Origin of the sequence: Microbacterium schleiferi, from assembly GCF_015565955.1 — a bacterium.
In the GTDB taxonomy this organism is placed as follows: Bacteria; Actinomycetota; Actinomycetes; order Actinomycetales; family Microbacteriaceae; genus Microbacterium; species Microbacterium schleiferi_A.
Map to the genome: position 1 here is coordinate 1,291,665 of NZ_CP064760.1, position 17,796 is coordinate 1,309,460.

The 17,796-nt window shown below is 66.1% G+C and carries 14 protein-coding genes and 2 pseudogenes; 9 read left to right on the forward strand and 7 right to left on the reverse strand.

Annotated elements, in window-relative coordinates; genetic code table 11:
- The first annotated feature begins 255 nt into the window (after window positions 1-255).
- The 9 genes and pseudogenes from mraZ (at window position 256) to IT882_RS06175 (ending at window position 10,591) form a co-directional block, all read left to right on the forward strand.
- Window positions 256-687: a division/cell wall cluster transcriptional repressor MraZ gene (gene mraZ / locus IT882_RS06135; RefSeq protein ID WP_195693596.1), complete on the forward strand. Its 432-nt coding sequence runs from the start codon at window positions 256-258 to the stop codon at window positions 685-687.
- Between the two features lie 99 nt (window positions 688-786).
- Window positions 787-1,740, forward strand: coding sequence for a 16S rRNA (cytosine(1402)-N(4))-methyltransferase RsmH (gene rsmH / locus IT882_RS06140; RefSeq protein ID WP_195694147.1), 954 nt, complete (start codon window positions 787-789; stop codon window positions 1,738-1,740).
- Complete coding sequence (locus IT882_RS06145) at window positions 1,737-2,324, forward strand: hypothetical protein (RefSeq protein ID WP_195693597.1); 588 nt, start codon at window positions 1,737-1,739, stop codon at window positions 2,322-2,324. Before rsmH ends, IT882_RS06145 begins: the two co-directional genes overlap by 4 nt.
- A 16-nt stretch (window positions 2,325-2,340) precedes the next feature.
- Entirely contained in the window at window positions 2,341-4,125 is a 1,785-nt protein-coding gene (locus IT882_RS06150; RefSeq protein WP_195693598.1) for a peptidoglycan D,D-transpeptidase FtsI family protein, read from the forward strand.
- Window positions 4,126-4,148: 23 nt separating this feature from the next.
- Window positions 4,149-5,561 (forward strand): UDP-N-acetylmuramoyl-tripeptide--D-alanyl-D-alanine ligase, encoded by a 1,413-nt coding sequence (locus IT882_RS06155; protein WP_195693599.1) that lies wholly within the window; start codon window positions 4,149-4,151, stop codon window positions 5,559-5,561.
- Window positions 5,558-6,665 (forward strand): annotated as a pseudogene (mraY, locus tag IT882_RS06160) (phospho-N-acetylmuramoyl-pentapeptide-transferase). The gene IT882_RS06155 and the pseudogene mraY overlap by 4 nt, the downstream one beginning before the upstream one ends.
- A complete protein-coding gene (murD, locus tag IT882_RS06165; protein ID WP_195693600.1) occupies window positions 6,662-8,221 on the forward strand; it encodes a UDP-N-acetylmuramoyl-L-alanine--D-glutamate ligase in 1,560 nt (519 codons plus the stop codon). The pseudogene mraY and the gene murD overlap by 4 nt, the downstream one beginning before the upstream one ends.
- A complete protein-coding gene (gene ftsW, locus IT882_RS06170; RefSeq protein ID WP_195693601.1) occupies window positions 8,178-9,413 on the forward strand; it encodes a putative lipid II flippase FtsW in 1,236 nt (411 codons plus the stop codon). Before murD ends, ftsW begins: the two co-directional genes overlap by 44 nt.
- 104 nt (window positions 9,414-9,517) lie before the next feature.
- Complete coding sequence (locus IT882_RS06175; protein WP_195693602.1) at window positions 9,518-10,591, forward strand: UDP-N-acetylglucosamine--N-acetylmuramyl-(pentapeptide) pyrophosphoryl-undecaprenol N-acetylglucosamine transferase; 1,074 nt, start codon at window positions 9,518-9,520, stop codon at window positions 10,589-10,591.
- A 207-nt stretch (window positions 10,592-10,798) separates the two neighbouring features.
- On the opposite strand, the pseudogene IT882_RS17295 reads toward IT882_RS06175, so the two are convergent.
- The 7 genes and pseudogenes from IT882_RS17295 to IT882_RS06210 form a co-directional block, all read right to left on the reverse strand.
- Window positions 10,799-11,515, reverse strand: a pseudogene (locus tag IT882_RS17295) (alpha/beta fold hydrolase); the annotation flags it as partial.
- Window positions 11,512-12,726 (reverse strand): carboxyl transferase domain-containing protein, encoded by a 1,215-nt coding sequence (locus IT882_RS06185; RefSeq protein ID WP_195693603.1) that lies wholly within the window; start codon window positions 12,724-12,726, stop codon window positions 11,512-11,514. The pseudogene IT882_RS17295 and the gene IT882_RS06185, both read right to left, overlap by 4 nt.
- Window positions 12,727-12,886: 160 nt before the next feature.
- Entirely contained in the window at window positions 12,887-14,509 is a 1,623-nt protein-coding gene (locus IT882_RS06190) for an AMP-binding protein (protein WP_195693604.1), read from the reverse strand.
- Window positions 14,510-14,547: 38 nt separating this feature from the next.
- Window positions 14,548-14,991 carry a MaoC family dehydratase gene (locus IT882_RS06195; protein WP_195693605.1) on the reverse strand — a complete coding sequence of 148 codons (444 nt, stop codon included), beginning with the start codon at window positions 14,989-14,991 and terminating at the stop codon, window positions 14,548-14,550.
- Window positions 14,992-15,035: 44 nt separating this feature from the next.
- Window positions 15,036-15,782 carry an SDR family oxidoreductase gene (locus IT882_RS06200; RefSeq protein ID WP_195693606.1) on the reverse strand — a complete coding sequence of 249 codons (747 nt, stop codon included), beginning with the start codon at window positions 15,780-15,782 and terminating at the stop codon, window positions 15,036-15,038.
- Window positions 15,783-15,809: 27 nt separating this feature from the next.
- The gene (locus IT882_RS06205) at window positions 15,810-17,225 is read right to left on the reverse strand and encodes a TRAP transporter large permease (protein WP_229382342.1); all 1,416 of its coding nucleotides are present in this window, start codon (window positions 17,223-17,225) and stop codon (window positions 15,810-15,812) included.
- On the reverse strand, window positions 17,222-17,791 hold the full coding sequence (locus IT882_RS06210; RefSeq protein ID WP_195693607.1) for a TRAP transporter small permease: 570 nt from the start codon (window positions 17,789-17,791) through the stop codon (window positions 17,222-17,224). Before IT882_RS06210 ends, IT882_RS06205 begins: the two co-directional genes overlap by 4 nt.
- Between the last annotated feature and the right edge of the window lie 5 nt (window positions 17,792-17,796).

Consider the following 17,796-nt stretch of genomic DNA (forward strand, 5'->3'; position numbering starts at 1 on the left):
CCACGCCACAGCCCCCACCCTTACCTAGGCCCCCGTCGGGGCCACCGAACGCCGACCTTCGGGTCGGCGTTTCGTCGTTAACGGCTGCTCTCGGGCGCCGCCAGCGCTCGCCAGCCGACGCTCCGTTCCGTCCGTCCGGCGCGCCCTCGGGGGCTTCGGGGGAGCAGTGTGCCAGGAAAGTGGTGACAAAGTGGAGGGAAGTGGAGTAAAGTGGCGTGCAACCTGGAGGGGCCGGACGAAGGGGGGTGACGCGGGATGCTGCTGGGGACTCACACTCCGAAGCTCGACGACAAAGGACGCGTCATCTTGCCGTCCAAGTTCCGCGACGATCTCGGCGCCGGCATCGTCGTGACGCGCGGACAAGAGCGCTGCCTCTATGTCTTCGCCGCTGACGAGTTCGAGCGCGTCCATGACCGCATCCGCGAAGCCCCGCTGACCAACAAGCAGGCGCGCGACTTTCTGCGCATGTTCCTGTCGGGAGCGAGTGCTGAAACTCCCGACAGCCAGAACCGCATCACCATCCCGCCGCCACTGCGGGCCTACGCCGGTCTCGAGCGCGAGCTCGTGGTCACGGGTGTCGGCGCTCACGCCGAGATCTGGGACGCGCAGGCCTGGAACGACTACCTCGAAGGAAACGAAGCGACCTACTCGGAGATGGAGCAGGAGGTGATTCCCGGCCTGTTCTGACCCTCGGTTGTGATGCCCATCTGCGGGGCCCTGACGCACTTCCCCGGCGCCAGGTCTTCAGCGGATGGGGATCAGAGCCCAGTGGTCCGGCCCGACATCATGGACCTGCGCGACATCCACACCCCCGTTTTGCTCGAGCGCTGCATCGAGCTGCTGGCTCCCGCTCTCGGTGGAGACAGCCCCGTCGTGGTGGATGCGACCCTCGGCATGGGGGGCCACACCGAGGCGCTGCTGGAACGGTTCCCGGCGCTGACGGTGATCGGTCTCGATCGCGACACCGACGCCCTGCGCATCGCCTCGGAGCGCCTTGCGCGGTTCGGTGATCGCCTCCGCCCCGTTCACACCGTCTACGACGGCATTGCCGGAGCGATCGAAGAGTGCGGCTTCGCTCGCGTCGACGGGATCCTCTTCGACCTGGGCGTCTCGTCCCTGCAACTGGATGTCGCGGACCGTGGTTTCGCTTACGCCCAGGATGCCCCGCTGGACATGCGGATGGATCAGTCCGGGGGAGTGACGGCCGCCGCGGTTCTGGCGACGTACGGCGAGGGCGACCTGCGGCGGATCTTCGAGCGCTACGGCGAAGAGAAGCTCGCTGGACGGTATGCGCGAGCCATCATCCAGGCGCGTGGGCAGGAGCCCATCGAGCGGTCGGGTCAGCTCGTCGAGATCCTGCAGAAGGCGACTCCCGCAGCCCTCAAGAACGCCGGCCACCCCGCCAAGCGCGTCTTCCAGGCCCTGCGCATCGAGGTGAACGCGGAACTCGCGGCGCTCGAGACGGCACTGCCGGCGGCGCTGGATGCGTTGGCTGTCGGTGGCCGCCTCGTCGTCATGTCCTACCAGTCTCTGGAGGATCGTCTCGTCAAGCGCGTCCTTGCTCAAGCGGTGCGCTCGACCGCGCCCGCAGGCCTGCCTGTCGAGCTTCCTGAGCATGCTCCGCAGTTCCGCCTCGTCGTCAAGGGAGCGGAAATGGCCTCGGACGACGAGAAGCTGCGTAACCCCCGTGCCACCCCTGTGCGCCTGCGCGCGGCCGAACGAGTGAAGGATGCCGCATGAGCGCGGACCTGCTGGCAGCCCTTGACGAGTTCGCACCGAGTCCTCGGCCCGCCGACACCCGCGCCCCCCGCCTGCGTCCCGTCGAGCGCACGGCGACGCGACGTCGTCCCCGGCTGGCGTACGGCATCGTCGCGGTGCTCGGCGCGGCGGCGATCGTTGCCGCGCAGATGGTGGTCTCGATTCTGACCACGCAGGACACGTACGCGATCTCGACCCTGACGTCGCAGCAGCGACAGCTCACCTGGGACCGGCAGATCCTGTACGACGAGGTCGCAGGTCTCAGCTCGCCGCAGTACCTCGCGGCAAACGCGTCTGCCCTGGGTATGGTCATCAGCGAAGCGCCAACCTTCCTCCGCCTGTCGGATGGAGCGCTGGTGGGAGCCTCGCAGGCCGCGGGCTGGCAGTCATCCATCGACGCTGTCGGAAGGGGAGCAGTGGCAAACGCCCTCATCACCCAGACTCCCTTGGTCACTGACCCCGCCGCGACGATCGAGGGGGTCCCCGTCGAGGTCACGGATGAGGCCGGACAGTCGGTCACCCCGCCCGCGCTCTCCGACGGCTTGCCGACCCCCACGACGCGATGACCGGACGCAGCAGACGATGACCGGACGAAGCAACCGCAGCCCACGGCGTCGCACCGTTGTCGCCATGTTCATGGTTCTGGCAGTCATCGGTGCCTTCGTCATCCGTCTCGTGGACATCCAGGTCGTCAATGCGAAGGAACACATCGCGCAGTCGCTCGAGCTGGGACTCTCCGGCTCGCAGGAGACCTACGGAAGCCGCGGCGCGATCGTCGACGAGAACGGTGCGACCCTCGCCGGCAGCATCGTGCTCTATGACGCGCAGCTGGACCCGAAGCTCGTGGGTCCCATCGACCGTGAGATCAACGGCGAGAAGGTCACGGTGCCGTGGGAGACGATCTCCGCCGAGATCGGTGCCGTGACGGGCCAGAGCGCCGAGGAAATTCAGGGAATCGTCGCCGCGGCCCTCGCCGAGAACCCCGACAGTCGATACGCGATGCTCACGCGCGGCCTGACGACGGCGCAGTATCGCGAACTGGCGGACATGAACATTCCCTACTTCGCGGCTTTCCCCCACCCCGCGCGTACGTACCCCGATGGTGCGGTCGGGGGTAACCTCGTGGGCTTCGTGGGGTCCGATGGCACTCCGCTCGCGGGCCTGGAGGTTTCCCAGAACGGATGCCTTGCCTCGACCGACGGGGAAATCCGCTACCAGCGCGGGGGTGACGGCGTCATCATCCCGGGGACCATGACGGAAATCCCCGCCGTCGACGGCGGGACGCTGCAACTGACGATCAACCGCGATCTGAACTGGTATCTCCAGCAGTTGATCGCCGAGCAGACGCAGAACACCGGAGCACTGAGCGGTGCGATCTTCGTGGTCGAGGTCAAGACCGGCGCGATCCGCGCGGCAGCCGAATACCCGACCGTCGATCCGAATGCCCCGACATCCGTCGATGAATCAGATCGCGCAAGCCGGATCTTCCGCAATACCTTCGAGCCCGGTTCGACCTTCAAGGCGCTGTCGGCGGCGATGCTCGTCGACTCCGGTACCGCGAACCCGTTCTCGGTCGTCCACGTCCCCTTCCGGCAGACCTTCGACAACGGTGCGAGCGTTCGTGATGACCTGCAGCACCCGGACTACGACTACACCCTCAACGGCGTGCTCGTGAACTCCTCAAACGTCGGTATCTCCACCTTCGCCGGAATGATGAGCGACCAGGCCCGTTTCGACTACCTCACGAGATTCGGGATCGGGCAGGGGACGGATGTCGACTTCCTCGGCGAAGCGAACGGCCTCGTGCGCGACCCGAGCCAGTGGGACAACCAGACGAAGTACAACACCTCCTACGGTCAGGGCCTGACCACGACGATTCCCGAACTGGCGAACGCCTATCAGGCGATCGCCAACGGCGGACTGAAGTTGCCGCTGCGCCTCGTCGAGTCCTGCACGGCTGCTGACGGGACCGTCACCACCCCCGACAACGGCGAGCCCGCGCAGGTGATCAGCCCCGAGGCGGCGCGGCAGGTCACCGACATGCTCGAGAACGTCGCCACGAAGGGATCGGTCTCGGAGAAGGTCGGCATTGCCGGCTACCGGCTCGCGCTCAAGACCGGAACGGCCGAGAAGGTCGACCCGGGCGCCGGTACCTACAAGGTCGGTTCGTACTTCACGACGATCGCGGGCTTCGCGCCGGCCGATGATCCCCAGTATGTCGTCGTGGTGACGCTCGACGAGCCGTCCACGATAAAGTCGTCTAGTGCCAACGCTCCGGCGTTCCGTGAGGCGATGACCCAGGTGCTCAAGACCTACCGGATCATGCCTTCGAACTCCGCCTCACCCGATCTCCCGACCTTCGGCTGATCCCAACGGCACGCTCCCCGCGCATGATCAGTCTGACTCTGTCCCGAATCGCCGATGTCCTCGGCGGCACCCTTGTGCTCCGCGGCGCCGATTCCGCTGACACTGTCGTTTCCGGCACCGTCGACACCGACTCCCGGCTCATCGGTCCCGGGGACATCTTCGTCGCCAAGCCCGGCGAGCATGCCGACGGTCACGACTTCATTCCTGCCGCGATGGAGCGGGGTGCCGTGCTCGCCATCGTCGAGCGTCGCGTGGATGCTGCCATCACCCAGATCGTCGTCCCCGGTGCGGTCCACGCCCTGGCAGACCTCGCCCGATTCGTCGTGCGTGAGGTTCGGTCGCGGGGCGCTCTTCAGATCGTCGGAATCACGGGGTCCAACGGTAAGACGACGACCAAGAACATGCTGGCGCTCATCCTCGAGGCCGAGGATGAGACCGTCGCGCCGCAGGCATCCTTCAACAACGACGTCGGCGCGCCGCTGACGATGCTGCGCGTCACCGAGCGCACCCGCTATCTCGTGAGCGAGTTCGGGGCCAGCGCTCCGGGAGAGATCGCGCGTCTTGCCGGGCTCGTCCACCCCGATGTCGGGGTCGTGCTCATGGTCGGCATGGCCCACGCCGGAGGCTTCGGTGGCATCGAGTCGACGTTCGTCGAGAAGTCGCAGCTCATCCACGCCGTGCGGCCCGGGGGCGTCGCGGTGTTGAACGCCGACGATCCGCGCGTCGCCGCGATGGCGGGAATCGCCGCCGAACGGGGCGCGACAGTCCGATGGTTCGGGCGGGGTTCGGCTGCCGAGGTTCGTGCCGAAGACGTCGAGGTCACGCCCGAGGGAACACGATTCCGCGCCATCATCGACGGTGACGTGTTCCCCGTTGTCCTTCGCGTCCTCGGCGAACACCACGTCATGAACGCGCTGGCCGCCATCGCTGCGGCGACAAGCCTCGGCATCGGTCCGGAGGCCTGCCTCGAGCGGCTCGAGACGATGGAGTTGGCCGAGCGGTGGCGGATGCAACCGATGGGGTCGGACCGCGTGCGCATCATCAACGATGCCTACAACGCGAGCCCGGACTCCATGGCGGCGGCGCTGCGTACGCTCGCGCAGATTACGGGACCGGATCAGCGCACGGTCGCGGTTCTCGGCGCGATGAGCGAGCTCGGCGAGTATGCGGGGGAGGAGCACGACCGCGTCGGCCTGCTCGCGGTGCGGCTACGCATCCAACGCATCGTCGTCATCGGCTCCGCCGCGCGGCGGCTGTATCTCTCGGCGATCAGCGAGGGCTCGTGGGACGGCGAAGCCGTCTTCTTCGAAACGGCTGACGACGCCTACGAGTACCTCATGTCGGAGTTGCGCGACGGCGATCGGGTGCTCGTGAAGTCCTCCAACTCCGCGGGGCTCCGGCACCTCGGCGACCGTCTGGGAGAATCCTTCTCGTGAGATCACTCCTGATGGCGTCGGCGATCGCCCTGTCGTTCTCGCTCTTTCTCACACCGGTCTTTCTCCGTCTGTTCCGCCGATGGGGCTGGGGTCAGGTCATCCGTACCCCTGACGCGGGAAACAACCCCCAGCACGAACTCAAGCGGGGGACGCCGACGATGGGTGGCGTCATCTTCGTCGGCGGCACGACCATTGCGTACCTGATCGGAACGTACGCCGGCGGCAATCCACCGACGATCTCGGGTTTCCTCGTGATCTGGATGATGGTGGGCTTCGCTCTCGTCGGCTTCATCGACGACTACATGAAGCTGCGTAGTCAGCGCAGCCTCGGTCTGTCGGGCTGGCGCAAGATCGTCGGTCAGGTGATCGTGATCGTGCCGTGGGCGATCGTGGCCCTCCAGTTCCCGGATGCCCAGGGCCAAACCCCGCGACGGCATACGTCTCGGTCTTCCGCGACATCTCGGTGTTGAACTTCCTGGCGCTGCCGGTTGCGATCGGCATCCTGCTCTACATCGCCTGGATCAGCTTCATCGGTGTCGCCTGGTCGAACAGCACGAACGTCACCGACGGTCTCGACGGGCTTGCCACCGGTGTCGGCGTGTTCACGATCGGCGCCATGAGTCTCACGACGTTCTGGCAGTTCCAGCAGCGCTGCGTGGGGAGGATCTCGTCGCGGCCTATCAGCAGGCGTGCTACCAAACCAGGGATCCGCTCGACCTGACGATCATCTCCGCGACCTTCGCCGCGTCGCTGGTCGGGTTCCTGTGGTGGAACGCGCCGAAGGCTCAGGTCTTCATGGGGGATGTCGGATCCATGGCCATCGGTGGCGTCATCGCCGCGGTCTCGATCCTCTCGCACACCGAGATCCTCACGGCGCTCACCGCCGGAGCATTCATCATCGGCCCCGGCTCCGTCATCTTGCAGCGCGTGTACTTCAAGATCACCCGCGGCAAACGCCTGTTCCTGATGAGTCCCTTCCACCACCATCTCGAGATGCGGGGGTGGTCTGAGACCAACATCGTCATCCGGATGTGGATCATCGCCGCGGGCCTGGCCGTCACCGGTGTCGGCTTCTTCTACGTCGAATGGCTCGCGCGCACATGACCGGCGGCGAAACGGTTGCCGCGCGGCTGGACGGGCTGACGAGCTGGCACGCCGACTGGCGCGGTCTGCGCGTCGCCGTCCTCGGGCTGTCCATGACCGGCTTCTCGGTCGCCGATACGCTCGCCGAGCTCGGAGCAGACGTGCTCGTCCTCGCCGAGTCCGCCGATCCGGCCTACGAGCGGCTGCTGCCCGTCATCGGCGTTCGATCCTCGATCGGATCTCTCAGCGCGCCGCCGGCAGAGCTGCTCGACTTCGACCCCGAGGTCGTCATCGCCTCGCCGGGGTTCAGTCCGACGCATCCGCTCGTTCGCTGGGCGCTCGAGAGCGAGATCCCGCTCTGGGGCGACATCGAACTGGCCTGGCGGGTGCGCGACAAGGTCCTGCGTCCCGGGGGCGCACCCGCGGACTGGGTGCTGATCACCGGCACCAACGGAAAGACCACCACGACGGGCCTTGCCGCGACCATGATGGTCGCCGGCGGCTTGCGGGCCGTGCCCTGCGGGAACATCGGCACACCGATTCTGGATGCCGTTCGCGACCCGTCCGGATTCGATGTTCTCGTCGTCGAGCTCTCCAGCCACCAGCTCTGGTACCTCGGTCTGCAGTCCTCGCCGGAACCGGTGTCGCCCCATGCCGCCGTCTGTCTGAACCTCGCCGACGACCACCTCGAGTGGCACGGGTCGTTCGAGGCATACCGTGCAGCGAAGGCGCACGTGTACGACCACGCCCGCGTCGCGTGCGTCTACAACAAGGCTGACGATGCGACGCGCGAGATGGTCGAAGCGGCTGACGTGATCGAGGGGGCGCGGGCCATCGGGTTCGATCTCGGCGTCCCTGGCCCGAGCGACCTCGGCGTCGTCGACGGGATCGTCGTGGACCGCGCCTTCCTCGCCGAGCGACACACGAGCGCTCTGGAGCTCACGACGCTCGAAGAACTCCGCGAGCTCGGCCTCGCGGCCCCCCACGTCGTTGCCAACATCCTCGCCGCCAGTGCCCTCGCCCGCTCCCTCGAGGTGGCGCCGGCCGCCATCGCAAACGCGCTGCGCGAGTTCCGCCTGGACCCGCATCGGATGGAAATCGTCGCGACGGTTGCGGGTGTCACGTGGGTGGATGACTCGAAGGCCACGAATCCGCACGCCGCGGCATCCTCGCTCGCTGCCTACCCCGGTGCCGTCTGGATCGTCGGGGGACTGCTCAAGGGCGTGGACATCGCTGCGTTGGTCTCGACGCGCGGGCGGCTGGCGAAGGCGGCGATCGTGATCGGCGATCAGCGGGATGCGGTGCGGGCGGCGTTCGAGCGACACGCGCCCGACGTTCCGCTGCACGAGGTCATTGCCGATGAGACTGGGGACGTCATGGCGCAGGTCGTGGACCTGGCGATCGGACTCGTGGCCGAGGGGGATGTCGTCCTCCTCGCACCGGCCGCGGCATCCTTCGACCAGTTCGCCTCCTACGCGGACCGCGGCGAGAAGTTCGCTGCGGCGGTCAGGCAGCGAGTGGGAAGGGGCGACGATGGCGACACCGACGCCGATCCGTCCGCTTCCGCAGGAGCCTGACGAGCCCACGCCGAAGCGGGGTCTTGCTGCCCGGGTTTCTCTGGGGTCGTTGTTTCGTCCCGTTGCCGGCGAGTTCCTGCTCATCTCATCGACCGCCGTGCTGCTGACGATCTTCGGTCTGATCATGGTGCTCTCGGCCACCAGCGCGACGGCAACGGCCGCCGGTCAGGCGCCGTATGACGCCGTGATCAAGCAGGCAGTCTTTGCCGCGATCGGGCTGCCGCTCATGTTCATCGCGAGCCGGCTCCCGGTGAGCTTCTGGAAGAAGATCGCGTGGCCGGCGCTGATCGTCACCACGGCGTTCCAGCTCCTGGTGTTCACGCCCCTCGGCGTCGAGGACGGCGGAAACCGCAACTGGATCCTGATCGGTGGGATGCAGGCGCAGCCCTCGGAGTTCCTCAAGCTCGCACTCGCGCTCTGGCTCGGGTTCATCCTGTTCCGCAAGCGCACCCTGCTGGGCGATTGGCGACACGTCTTCATCCCGGTCGTTCCCGTGGCGGCAGCGGTGATCGCGACGGTCCTCGCGGGCCACGATCTCGGTACCGCGATGGTGCTGTTCCTGCTCGCCCTCGGCGCGCTCTTCTTCTCCGGCGTGAAGCTGCGAGTCTTCATCATTCCGTTGCTCGGGGCCATCGTCGCGGTGGCGGCACTGGCGGTGACGAGCTCGAACCGGATGGAGCGCATCCTCAGCGTCTTCAACACCGACTGCACCGCCGACTACCTGAACACCTGCTACCAGCCGCTGCACGGCATCTGGGGGCTCGCGGGCGGCGGCATCTTCGGCCTGGGCCTCGGTAACTCGAAAGAGAAGTACGAGTGGCTCCCCGCGGCATCCAGCGACTACATCTTCGCGATCGTCGGCGAAGAGCTCGGCCTCATCGGCGCGATCGTCGTGCTGGGGTTGTTCGCAATCTACGCCATCGGCGCCTTCCACATCATCCGCAAGACCGACGACACGTTCGTGCGGATCGTTGCCGGTGCGATCACCGTGTGGATCGTCGGCCAAGCGCTCATCAACATCGGCGTCGTGCTGCGGCTGTTCCCGCCGCTTGGCGTTCCCTTACCGTTCATGTCGCAGGGCGGCACCTCGCTCGTCTCGGTGCTCGTGGCCACCGGCGTGCTGCTCGCCTTTGCCCGGACGATCCCGGTGACGGGGCGGGCAGCCCCTCGCGCCGGCGCCGCTCGCCGCTGACGCGCACCGAGCACGGGATCTGCCTCTGGGATGGTCGGCGCCGCTCTTTGCTCGTGGCCAGGGTGCGCGATCCGTCGATGGGTCTGTCGGGATAGGGTCGGACGGTGACGACCTACCTGCTGGCCGGTGGCGGGACCGCCGGGCACGTCAACCCCCTGCTGGCCGTTGCCGATGGCCTGCGGGCGCGGGATGCGGATGCCGACGTGCGCGTCCTCGGTACCGCAGAGGGGCTGGAAGCCCGGCTCGTGCCGCAGCGGGGCTACGAACTGCTCGTTGTCGACAAGGTGCCGTTTCCGCGGCGTCCCGATCGCACTGCCGCCGTGTTTCCCGGCCGATTCCGCCGCGCCGTCGCTCAGGTCCGGGAACACATCGCGACGCACGGGGTAGACGTCGTCGTCGGGTTCGGGGGCTACGCGTCGGCACCCGCCTACGTCGCGGCCCGGCGCGCTGGCATCCCGTTCGTGGTGCACGAGGCCAACGCGCGACCCGGGCTTGCGAACCGGCTCGGTGCGCGCCGCGCCGCCGGTGTCGGTGTGGCCTTCGAGGGAACGCCGCTACCGCGGGCCCGGCTGGTCGGGATGCCGTTGCGCCGTGAGATCGAAGTCCTCGACCGTGCTGCGCTCCGCGCGGAGGGCGCAGCCCACTTCGGTCTGCGACCGGATGCGCCGACGCTGCTGGTGTTCGGCGGCTCCCTGGGGGCGTTGCGGCTGAACACGGCGATCTCCGCCTCGTGGCGAGACGTTCTGGATGCCGGCTGGCAGCTGCTCCACGTCACGGGCGACCGCTCTGACCTCGAGGATCCGGGGGAGCAGGGCTACGCGCTGCTCCGGTATGTCGACCGCATGGACCTCGCCTTCGCGGCGTGCGACTTCATCGTCTCGCGCTCGGGCGCGGCCACGGTGAGCGAGATCAGCGCGCTCGGCATCCCCGCCGTCTACGTGCCGTACGCGGTTGGCAACGGGGAGCAGGCGCTGAACGCTGCCTCGGCGGTTGCGCATGGGGCGGCGATCCTGATCCCGGATGCAGAGTTCACTCCGGAGACCGTCCGGGGCCGCATCCTGCCCCTGCTGACGGATCCCCACGAACGGGCGGGTATGGCCGAGAGGGCGGCGCAGATCGGCATCCGCACCGGCACCGAGAACCTCATCGCCCTGATCGACGAGGCCCTCACGTCGTAGCCGGCGGTGGACGGCGTTCGCGCCATCACGCAGCGCGGATATTCGATGTCGTCTATGTGCTTCGCACAGTCCTGCCGATGTGCGCGTCGATGAGTCGAGCGATGTTGTCCGCCTCGGCGCTCGGGATGGTGTGTCCGAGTCCCTCCATGATGTGCAGGGTCGCGGCCGGGATGGCGCTGGCGGTATCCCGCCCCCCGACAGGTCGATCATGGGGTCACTGTCGCCATGGAGGACGAGTGTGGGCACGGTCATGTCTTGTAGTCGGTCTGTCCGGTCGCCGTCGACCCTGATCGCCGCCAATTGGGCTGCCGTCCCGTCGGGCCTGACGCCGCGCTCGTAGGCAAGCGAGGCGGTGGTGCGGGCGAGCGGTATGTCGAGGTAGCGCTCGCCCGCTATCGCCTCGTGATGTCGAACGGCGTATTCGACGTACTCCTCTTCCGTATCCGTGGGTACCGGCGCGCTAAAGATCCACTTTGCCTGTTGCGCGGGGCGCCCCACTCCTCGGCGCCCGGTGGTTGACATCAAGGAGGTGAGGGACCCGCAGAGCTCGGGTGCACGCAGCGCGAGATGCTGGGCAATCATGCCACCCATGGATATCCCGACAAGGTGCACCGGTGCAACAGAGAGGTGATGAACGAGGTCGATGAGGTCGTCTGCCATGGCCGGTAGAGTCAAGGGACGACGAGACGACACGCTCCGGCCGCATCCCGGGTTGTCCGCAAGCAGGACGCGATATCCCCGTCGCAGCAACGCCGCAACGAATTGAGGCGTCCACTCCGTACGCTGCATACCCAGGCCCGATATCAGGAGAACCGTACCGCTGTCACCAGTGCCTGCGACCGCGTAGTTGAGGCGGCGGCCTCGTGTCGCCCAGGTGATTCCGCAGGGATCGAGCGCTGTCGTCACGTCGGGGAGCGGGCTCATCTTTTCTCCTCCCGCCGAGGGCGATGAAAGAGGTGGTGCGCGATGGCGCGACGCAGCGAGTCGTGGGCGGCTTTCTCCCCGTGGGTGGTGGGCCCGGGGAGTGTGCCGTGCGAATGCCCCCTCGCTCGCAGCTCCGCAGCTCCGAGACCCATCAGCTCGGAAACTTGAGGTGCCTGTGCGGGATCACGCAGGAGGATGGATGCGGCACCCTCCGGTGCAATCACTTCGAACACGGCATCATCCTGCATGAGTAGGCGATCGGTCGTTGCGAGAGCGTATGCGCCGCCGGATCCGCCCTCGCCTGTCACGATTCCCAGTGTGGGCACGTCGCATGCCTGCAGGGTGGCGATGGTCTCGGCTATGGCGGCGGTGAGCCCTGCGCGGTCCGAAGCGGGCGTCGGGTCGGCACCCGCCGTATCGATCAGCGTGACAATCGGAATCCGCCAGCGGGAGGCGATGCGGATCGCCCGGACCGCCTTCCGGTAGCCGCTCGCCGTGGGGGATCCTCTGCGACCAGCCGCGCCCGGCGAGTGACGATCAGTTCCGATTACGAGGACGCGTTGATCATCCACCCGCGCGATTGCCGCGAGCATGCAACGGTCATCGTGACCTGCACGATCACCGCGCAACTCGACGAACCTCGGTGAGAGAGCGTGGAGGATCTGGCGGGCAGACGCTCGAGGGGCGCGAGCTCGCTGTACCGCCTCCCATCCCGTGAGTGCGACCGTCGATTCCGTCGGGGGCGCCACCGTGTTCGGCTCCCATTGCTGAGGGTGCACTGCCCACACCCACTCAGCGACCATGTGCTGTGCGGAGGCTCGATCAGGTGCGAGCGCGTCGATCAAGCCTGCGGCGGCATATACGTCGGCCGTGTGGCTGGTCTCGTCGACATGTTCGCCTGTCAGAGCCGAGACAACGCGCGGCCCAGCGAATCCGACGGCCGCGCCGTGTTCGGCCAGGATGAGATCCGCAGCTGCGGCATAGGACGCATGGACGCCGCCCATAGTCGGGTGGCAGAGCCAGGAGATCGAGGGGATGCCTGCGGCGCGCGCGCGGTTCATCGCAGAGATCGTCTGGCCCATCTGGTAGAGCGCCTCATAGCCCTCTTGCGTGCGGGCACCACCGGAGGCAATCTGGGCGACGAAGGGTACGCCCCGCGCTATCGCGAGGTCGATGCCCTCCGCGATCCGGCGGCCGTGCGTGCGCCCCATTGATCCCCCAGGAAACCGAAGTGGAGTCTGGCGACGACCGCAACTTTTCCGGCGAGGCTCTCCACGGCCACGGTGACTGACTCGTCGACTCCGGTTTGCTGCGCCGCTTCGAGGAGACGCTGAGGATACTGCTGCCAGATTTCGGCCGCTGTCGCGGTCTTCATTGCTGCGGCAACCTCGCCGGTCGGCGCCAGGTCGAGTCTGAGATGGGGAGTCCCCGCAGAAGGTTCTTCTGCACCTTCTGCGTTTCGGTCTTAGGGATCGTCTCCACAAGGTCGATGTAATAGGGCAACATGTACCCCGCCAGCCTGGACTTGAGGAAGTCGAACAGCTGTTCTGGGTGTACCACGTCTGCTCCCTCGGGCACCACGATCAGTCGGACCTCGTCCTCACCGAATTCGGACGGAGCGGCGATCGCGGCCACTTCGCGCACTCCCGGATACTGGCGAACCTCTCGCTCGATCTCCGCAGATGAGATGTTCTCGCCCCGACGTCGGATCGAATCCTTCTTGCGGTCGACGAAGAAGTACCGTCCTTCCGCATCCTGATAGAACGTGTCGCCAGTGTGGAACCATTGATTCCGGGTGGCGGTGACGGTTGCCTCGGCCCGGCCGAGATAGCCGGTGGTCATTGTCCACGGGTCGTCATGCCGCACGACCAACTCGCCGACATCTCCCGCGGAGACTTCGCGGTCGAACTCATCGACAAGCCGTGCTGTCACCCCGGGACGTGGAGTGCCGCAGCTTCCTCGCCCGTCATTTACCCACCCGTCGGACATGAGAGGGCAGCTGAGTTCGGTCATGTTGTAGACCGTGCCGACTGCCACCCCGAAGCGCTCCTCGAACGCCTCGACCTCGGCGATCACGGGTGCGATGATCACCTTGCTCAGCGAGGTGATCGCATCATCTTCTGTCTCCGGAGCGTTCCATAAGAAGTGGGCCATTGCGCCCTGCAGCAGGGTCGACGTCGCTCCGAAGCGACGGATGTCTGACCAGAACTCGCTCGTCTTGAACTGTGGCCGCAAGACGTAGCCGCCACCCAGCAACATCATGCTGTAGAAGTACGCCTTCCCTGTGATGTGACAGGGGGCGTAGGGCGAGTAGAACACGTCGGTCTCGTCCATGTGCTCCGTAGGCACGATCGTTCGCCCGGTCTCGAGAAGCTGAGCCCAGGGCATGACCACGCCTTTCGACGGCCCGGTCGTGCCCGAGGTGTAGAGAATGCAGGCCGTCGACTCCAAGGACGGTCTGACGAGTGCGTCCTCATCGTGCGGGTGGTGATGGGCATCGGCCGCGGGGACGCAGACCCAACCCTCAACCGGAGAGCGCACCTGTTCGTGCGCATCAATGAGGATGATTCGTTGGATGTGTTCCAGGTTGCCGGATACCTCAGCCAGCGTCGGGAGGAAGTCCTGTGTCGTCACGACCACCCGTGCCGTGGTGTCGTTGAGGACATCCGCGAGCAGCTGATGACGGTATGCGCGATTCAGTGCAGCCTCGATACCGCCTGCCCAGGTGATCCCCATCCAGATCTCCAGGGCGGCGTGGGATGCCGGCAGGAAGGTCGCGACGATCTCATCCCGCTCGACGCCTTGTTCCTGGAAGTAGGACGCGTAGGCAAGTGTGTTCTCAAGCATCGTCGCGTAGTCGCGTTCGTCTCCATTCACATCGCGTGAGAAGACGTGATGAGGGGTGCGCGCAGCACGGGTCCTCAGCAGGTTCGGCAGGATGAGCGAGTCATCCAGAACCGCGGGTATCGGTCTTGGTGCGGCTGGGTCCGGCATTCGTCCTCCCCTCCTTCTGTGTTCATTTCGGTCTCGGTTCAGCTGAATCGGAAGAGTACCTTGCCCACGAGCACGGGCTTCTCTACGCCTTCGCGTTCGATGCGGACATCGAGCGCGCAAACGATCGCATCGTTCTTCATCTTTGAGTCTGCGATTCGCATGCGGCAACGGATACGGCTTCCCGTGGGAACCGGGCCCGTGAACCGGAGGGCGTCGATGCCGTAGTTGACAGTGAGTTCACGGTCGGTGATCACCAGCAGCTCCTCCATGAACTGTGCGATCAGCGCGCTGATGAGGTATCCGTGGGCGATGGTGGTACCGAACGGGCCCTTCGCGGCGCGTTCCTCGTCTACGTGGATCCATTGATCGTCTGTCGTGATCTCGCTGAACTTCGTGATGAGTGATTGCTCGACGGTGAACCAGTCGGTGACTCCGAGGTCGAGGTCGACGGCTTCGCGCACCTGGGCGAGGGTGAGTTCCATGTCTTCGTGCTCCTTCTATGGGTTGTTGGAAAGGGAGTGGGTGGTCAGATCGCGATGCCGCCATCGACGGGCAGGACCGTGCCCGTGATGTAGCCGGCCTCGGCCGAAGCGAGGAACGCGATGGCCGGTACGACTTCAGTGGTGGTGGCGAAGCGCTGCATGGGCACGTCTTTGCGGATCTCCTCGCGGCGTTCGAACGGAATCGACTCGATCATCGCCGTGTGCGCATTCGGGCTGATCGCGTTGACCGTCACTCCAAACGAAGCGAGCTCTTTCGCGATAGCCTTCGTCATTCCGATGATCCCGGCCTTCGCTGCCGAGTAGTTCGCTTGGCCGAAGTTGCCGCGGATGCCGGCATAGGACGTGGTGTTGACGATGCGGCCGTACCCCGCCGCCCGCATGTGAGGGGTACACGCGCGGATGAGATTGAATGAGCCGCGAAGGTGGACATCCAGCACCGTGGTCCAGTCCTCGTCGCTGATCTTCCAGTGCACGCGGTCTCGCAGGACTCCGGCGTTGTTGATGAGAACGTCGATCCGACCGTCACTCGCTGCGACAGCACGGTCCGCCGTACTCGGGTCACTCACGTTGCCGCCGACGAGGATCAACCGACCGTCGCTTGCGCTCTGCAGCTCGCCGAGAGGAGTGGGGTCCAAGTCGATCGCGATCACTCGGGCTCCGGAAGAGAGGAAGTGCTCCACCGTTGCGCGTCCGATGCCCTGAGCCGAACCGGTGTGAATAACGGTTCGACCGGTGAAGTCGAACGAAACGTCGGGACCTGTTGCGGACATGATTCTCCAAGGTTCTGGTGGGGTCGCTTACTGCGCGACGAGGGAGGGGAGGAAGAGAACGAGATCGGGGAAGAGGAACAGGACCACAACGACGAACAGTTCGACCAGGACCAGCGGACCGATCCCACGAAACACGGTCTGCGGTGGTAGGCCGGTCGTCCCCGAGACGACGAAGCACACGACGCCCACCGGAGGGGTGACGAGTCCGATCTCGATGAGCTTCACGACGAGGATGGCGAACCACACGCCATTGAAGCCGAGACCCGTGACGATTGGGTGGACCAACGGCACGATGAGGACGAGTATCGAGATCGACTCCAGCGCCATTCCCATGGGGATGAGCGCTGCGAGCAAGATCACCACGATCAGCCAAGCCGGAACGTCGAGGGAGGCAACCCACGCTGCGAGGTCCTGCGGCACGCGCGAGGCGACGAAGAACGTCGATAGGACCGTCGACCCGATGACGATCGCGAACACACTGGTCGTCGACGTCGCCGCTTCCCGCAGCGCTGACGTCAGGTTCTGCCAGAGCGAGCGCATCCCGCTTCTGCGCAGTTCGATCGCCATCATGGCGAGGGCCGCCAGCGCGCCGAGCGCGGCGGACTCTGTCGGTGTGACGATGCCGGAGTAGAGCCCGCCCATGACGATGAGGAACAGGATGCCGACGTTGACGAGTCCGCGCCACGGCAACGAGCGAAGAGATGCCGGACGTTCCTCCGCAAGGACTGCCGTGGCGGAGGCTCGATCCTGTTTTGCCGAACCTCCCAGTGTGCGTGCGTCGATGGCGGCGGCAGCTGTTGCGGAGGCAAGGTCCTCCGTTGCGGGCCTGATCACGCGGCGCGCGACAGACATGATGTAGAGGATGTAGGCAGCCGCCGACAAGAGACCGGGGATGATGCCGGCAGCGAGCAGCTGGGCGGGCGACTCGCCCGCGAGTACGGCGTAGAGCACGAGCAGGATACTCGGGGGGATCATCACGCCGAGCGTTCCCGCGACGGCGACGATGCCGGCGGCGAAATGCGGCGGGTAGCCGTACTTGCGCATTTCTCCGACAGCCATTTTCGACATCGTCGCTGCGGTTGCGACGCTCGAACCCGACACCGCTGCGAATCCAGCACATGCCATGACCGTGGCGCAGCCGAGACCGCCGGGGATCTTCAGGAACGCGCGGTGGGCGATGGCGAACACCTGTTCTGCGATTCCTGCCTTTACCGCGAGTGTTCCCATCAAGATGAACATTGGGATCATCGTGAGCGCGAACGAAGCGGATGCGGTGAACGGTACGCTGCCGAGGACATTCGTCGCGTAGCCGAACGAGTGGAGGAGGACCAGCCCGAGCGCGCCGGAGCCACCGAGCGCGAAGGCAACGGGGACCTCCATCACGAGAAGCAGCAGTAGCGCCGCGAAGACGATGCCAATGATCAGGGGCGTGTCGATCATCATCGGTTTCCCCCCTCCAGCGTCTCCAGTGTTTCCGGCACAATCTCCCGCGTCTCCGGTCCAGTCGGGGTCGCGCGGCGCACGCCGCGTGCGATCTGCGTGTTCTCCCACGTCGATGCGACATACACGCAGCTGGTGAGTGCGATGCCTATGACGATCGACGTGCGCGCAGGCCACAATGGCCACTGGGCCAGTCCGAACTTGAACTCACCGGTGAGGAACGAGTCGATCGCACGGGATCCCGTGGCCCACAGCATCCACACCAGCAGGACGATCACCACAAGATCGGCTACCGCGCGCACGGCGGCGGCGGCGCGTGTCGGAAGCGCCCCGGTAACGAGTGTGAGCGATATATGGGATCCGGTGTAGGCACCGTATCCCAACGCGAGGAAGACGATCGCGACCAGCAATGTCTCGGACAACTCGACCATGCCGGGGATGCTGCGGTTCGTGAGGAGCCGCGCAGCCGCGTCGGACGTAATCGAAATCGCAAGAAGCAGCGTCAGAGTTGCCGCGATGACCGCGGCGGCTCGCGATGCGTGGCCGTTGAATTTCTCGAGGTGTTTCACGCTAG

Coding starts and splice junctions, on each gene's coding strand:
- IT882_RS06205 (WP_229382342.1), bottom strand. CDS start 17,225: ATGATGATCGACACGCCCCTGATCATTGGCATCGTCTTCGCGGCGCTA.
- murD (WP_195693600.1), top strand. CDS start 6,662: ATGACCGGCGGCGAAACGGTTGCCGCGCGGCTGGACGGGCTGACGAGC.
- mraZ (WP_195693596.1), top strand. CDS start 256: ATGCTGCTGGGGACTCACACTCCGAAGCTCGACGACAAAGGACGCGTC.
- rsmH (WP_195694147.1), top strand. CDS start 787: ATGGACCTGCGCGACATCCACACCCCCGTTTTGCTCGAGCGCTGCATC.
- IT882_RS06185 (WP_195693603.1), bottom strand. CDS start 12,726: ATGGGGCGCACGCACGGCCGCCGGATCGCGGAGGGCATCGACCTCGCG.
- IT882_RS06150 (WP_195693598.1), top strand. CDS start 2,341: ATGACCGGACGAAGCAACCGCAGCCCACGGCGTCGCACCGTTGTCGCC.
- IT882_RS06195 (WP_195693605.1), bottom strand. CDS start 14,991: ATGGAACTCACCCTCGCCCAGGTGCGCGAAGCCGTCGACCTCGACCTC.
- IT882_RS06155 (WP_195693599.1), top strand. CDS start 4,149: ATGATCAGTCTGACTCTGTCCCGAATCGCCGATGTCCTCGGCGGCACC.
- IT882_RS06190 (WP_195693604.1), bottom strand. CDS start 14,509: ATGCCGGACCCAGCCGCACCAAGACCGATACCCGCGGTTCTGGATGAC.
- IT882_RS06200 (WP_195693606.1), bottom strand. CDS start 15,782: ATGTCCGCAACAGGTCCCGACGTTTCGTTCGACTTCACCGGTCGAACC.
- IT882_RS06145 (WP_195693597.1), top strand. CDS start 1,737: ATGAGCGCGGACCTGCTGGCAGCCCTTGACGAGTTCGCACCGAGTCCT.
- ftsW (WP_195693601.1), top strand. CDS start 8,178: ATGGCGACACCGACGCCGATCCGTCCGCTTCCGCAGGAGCCTGACGAG.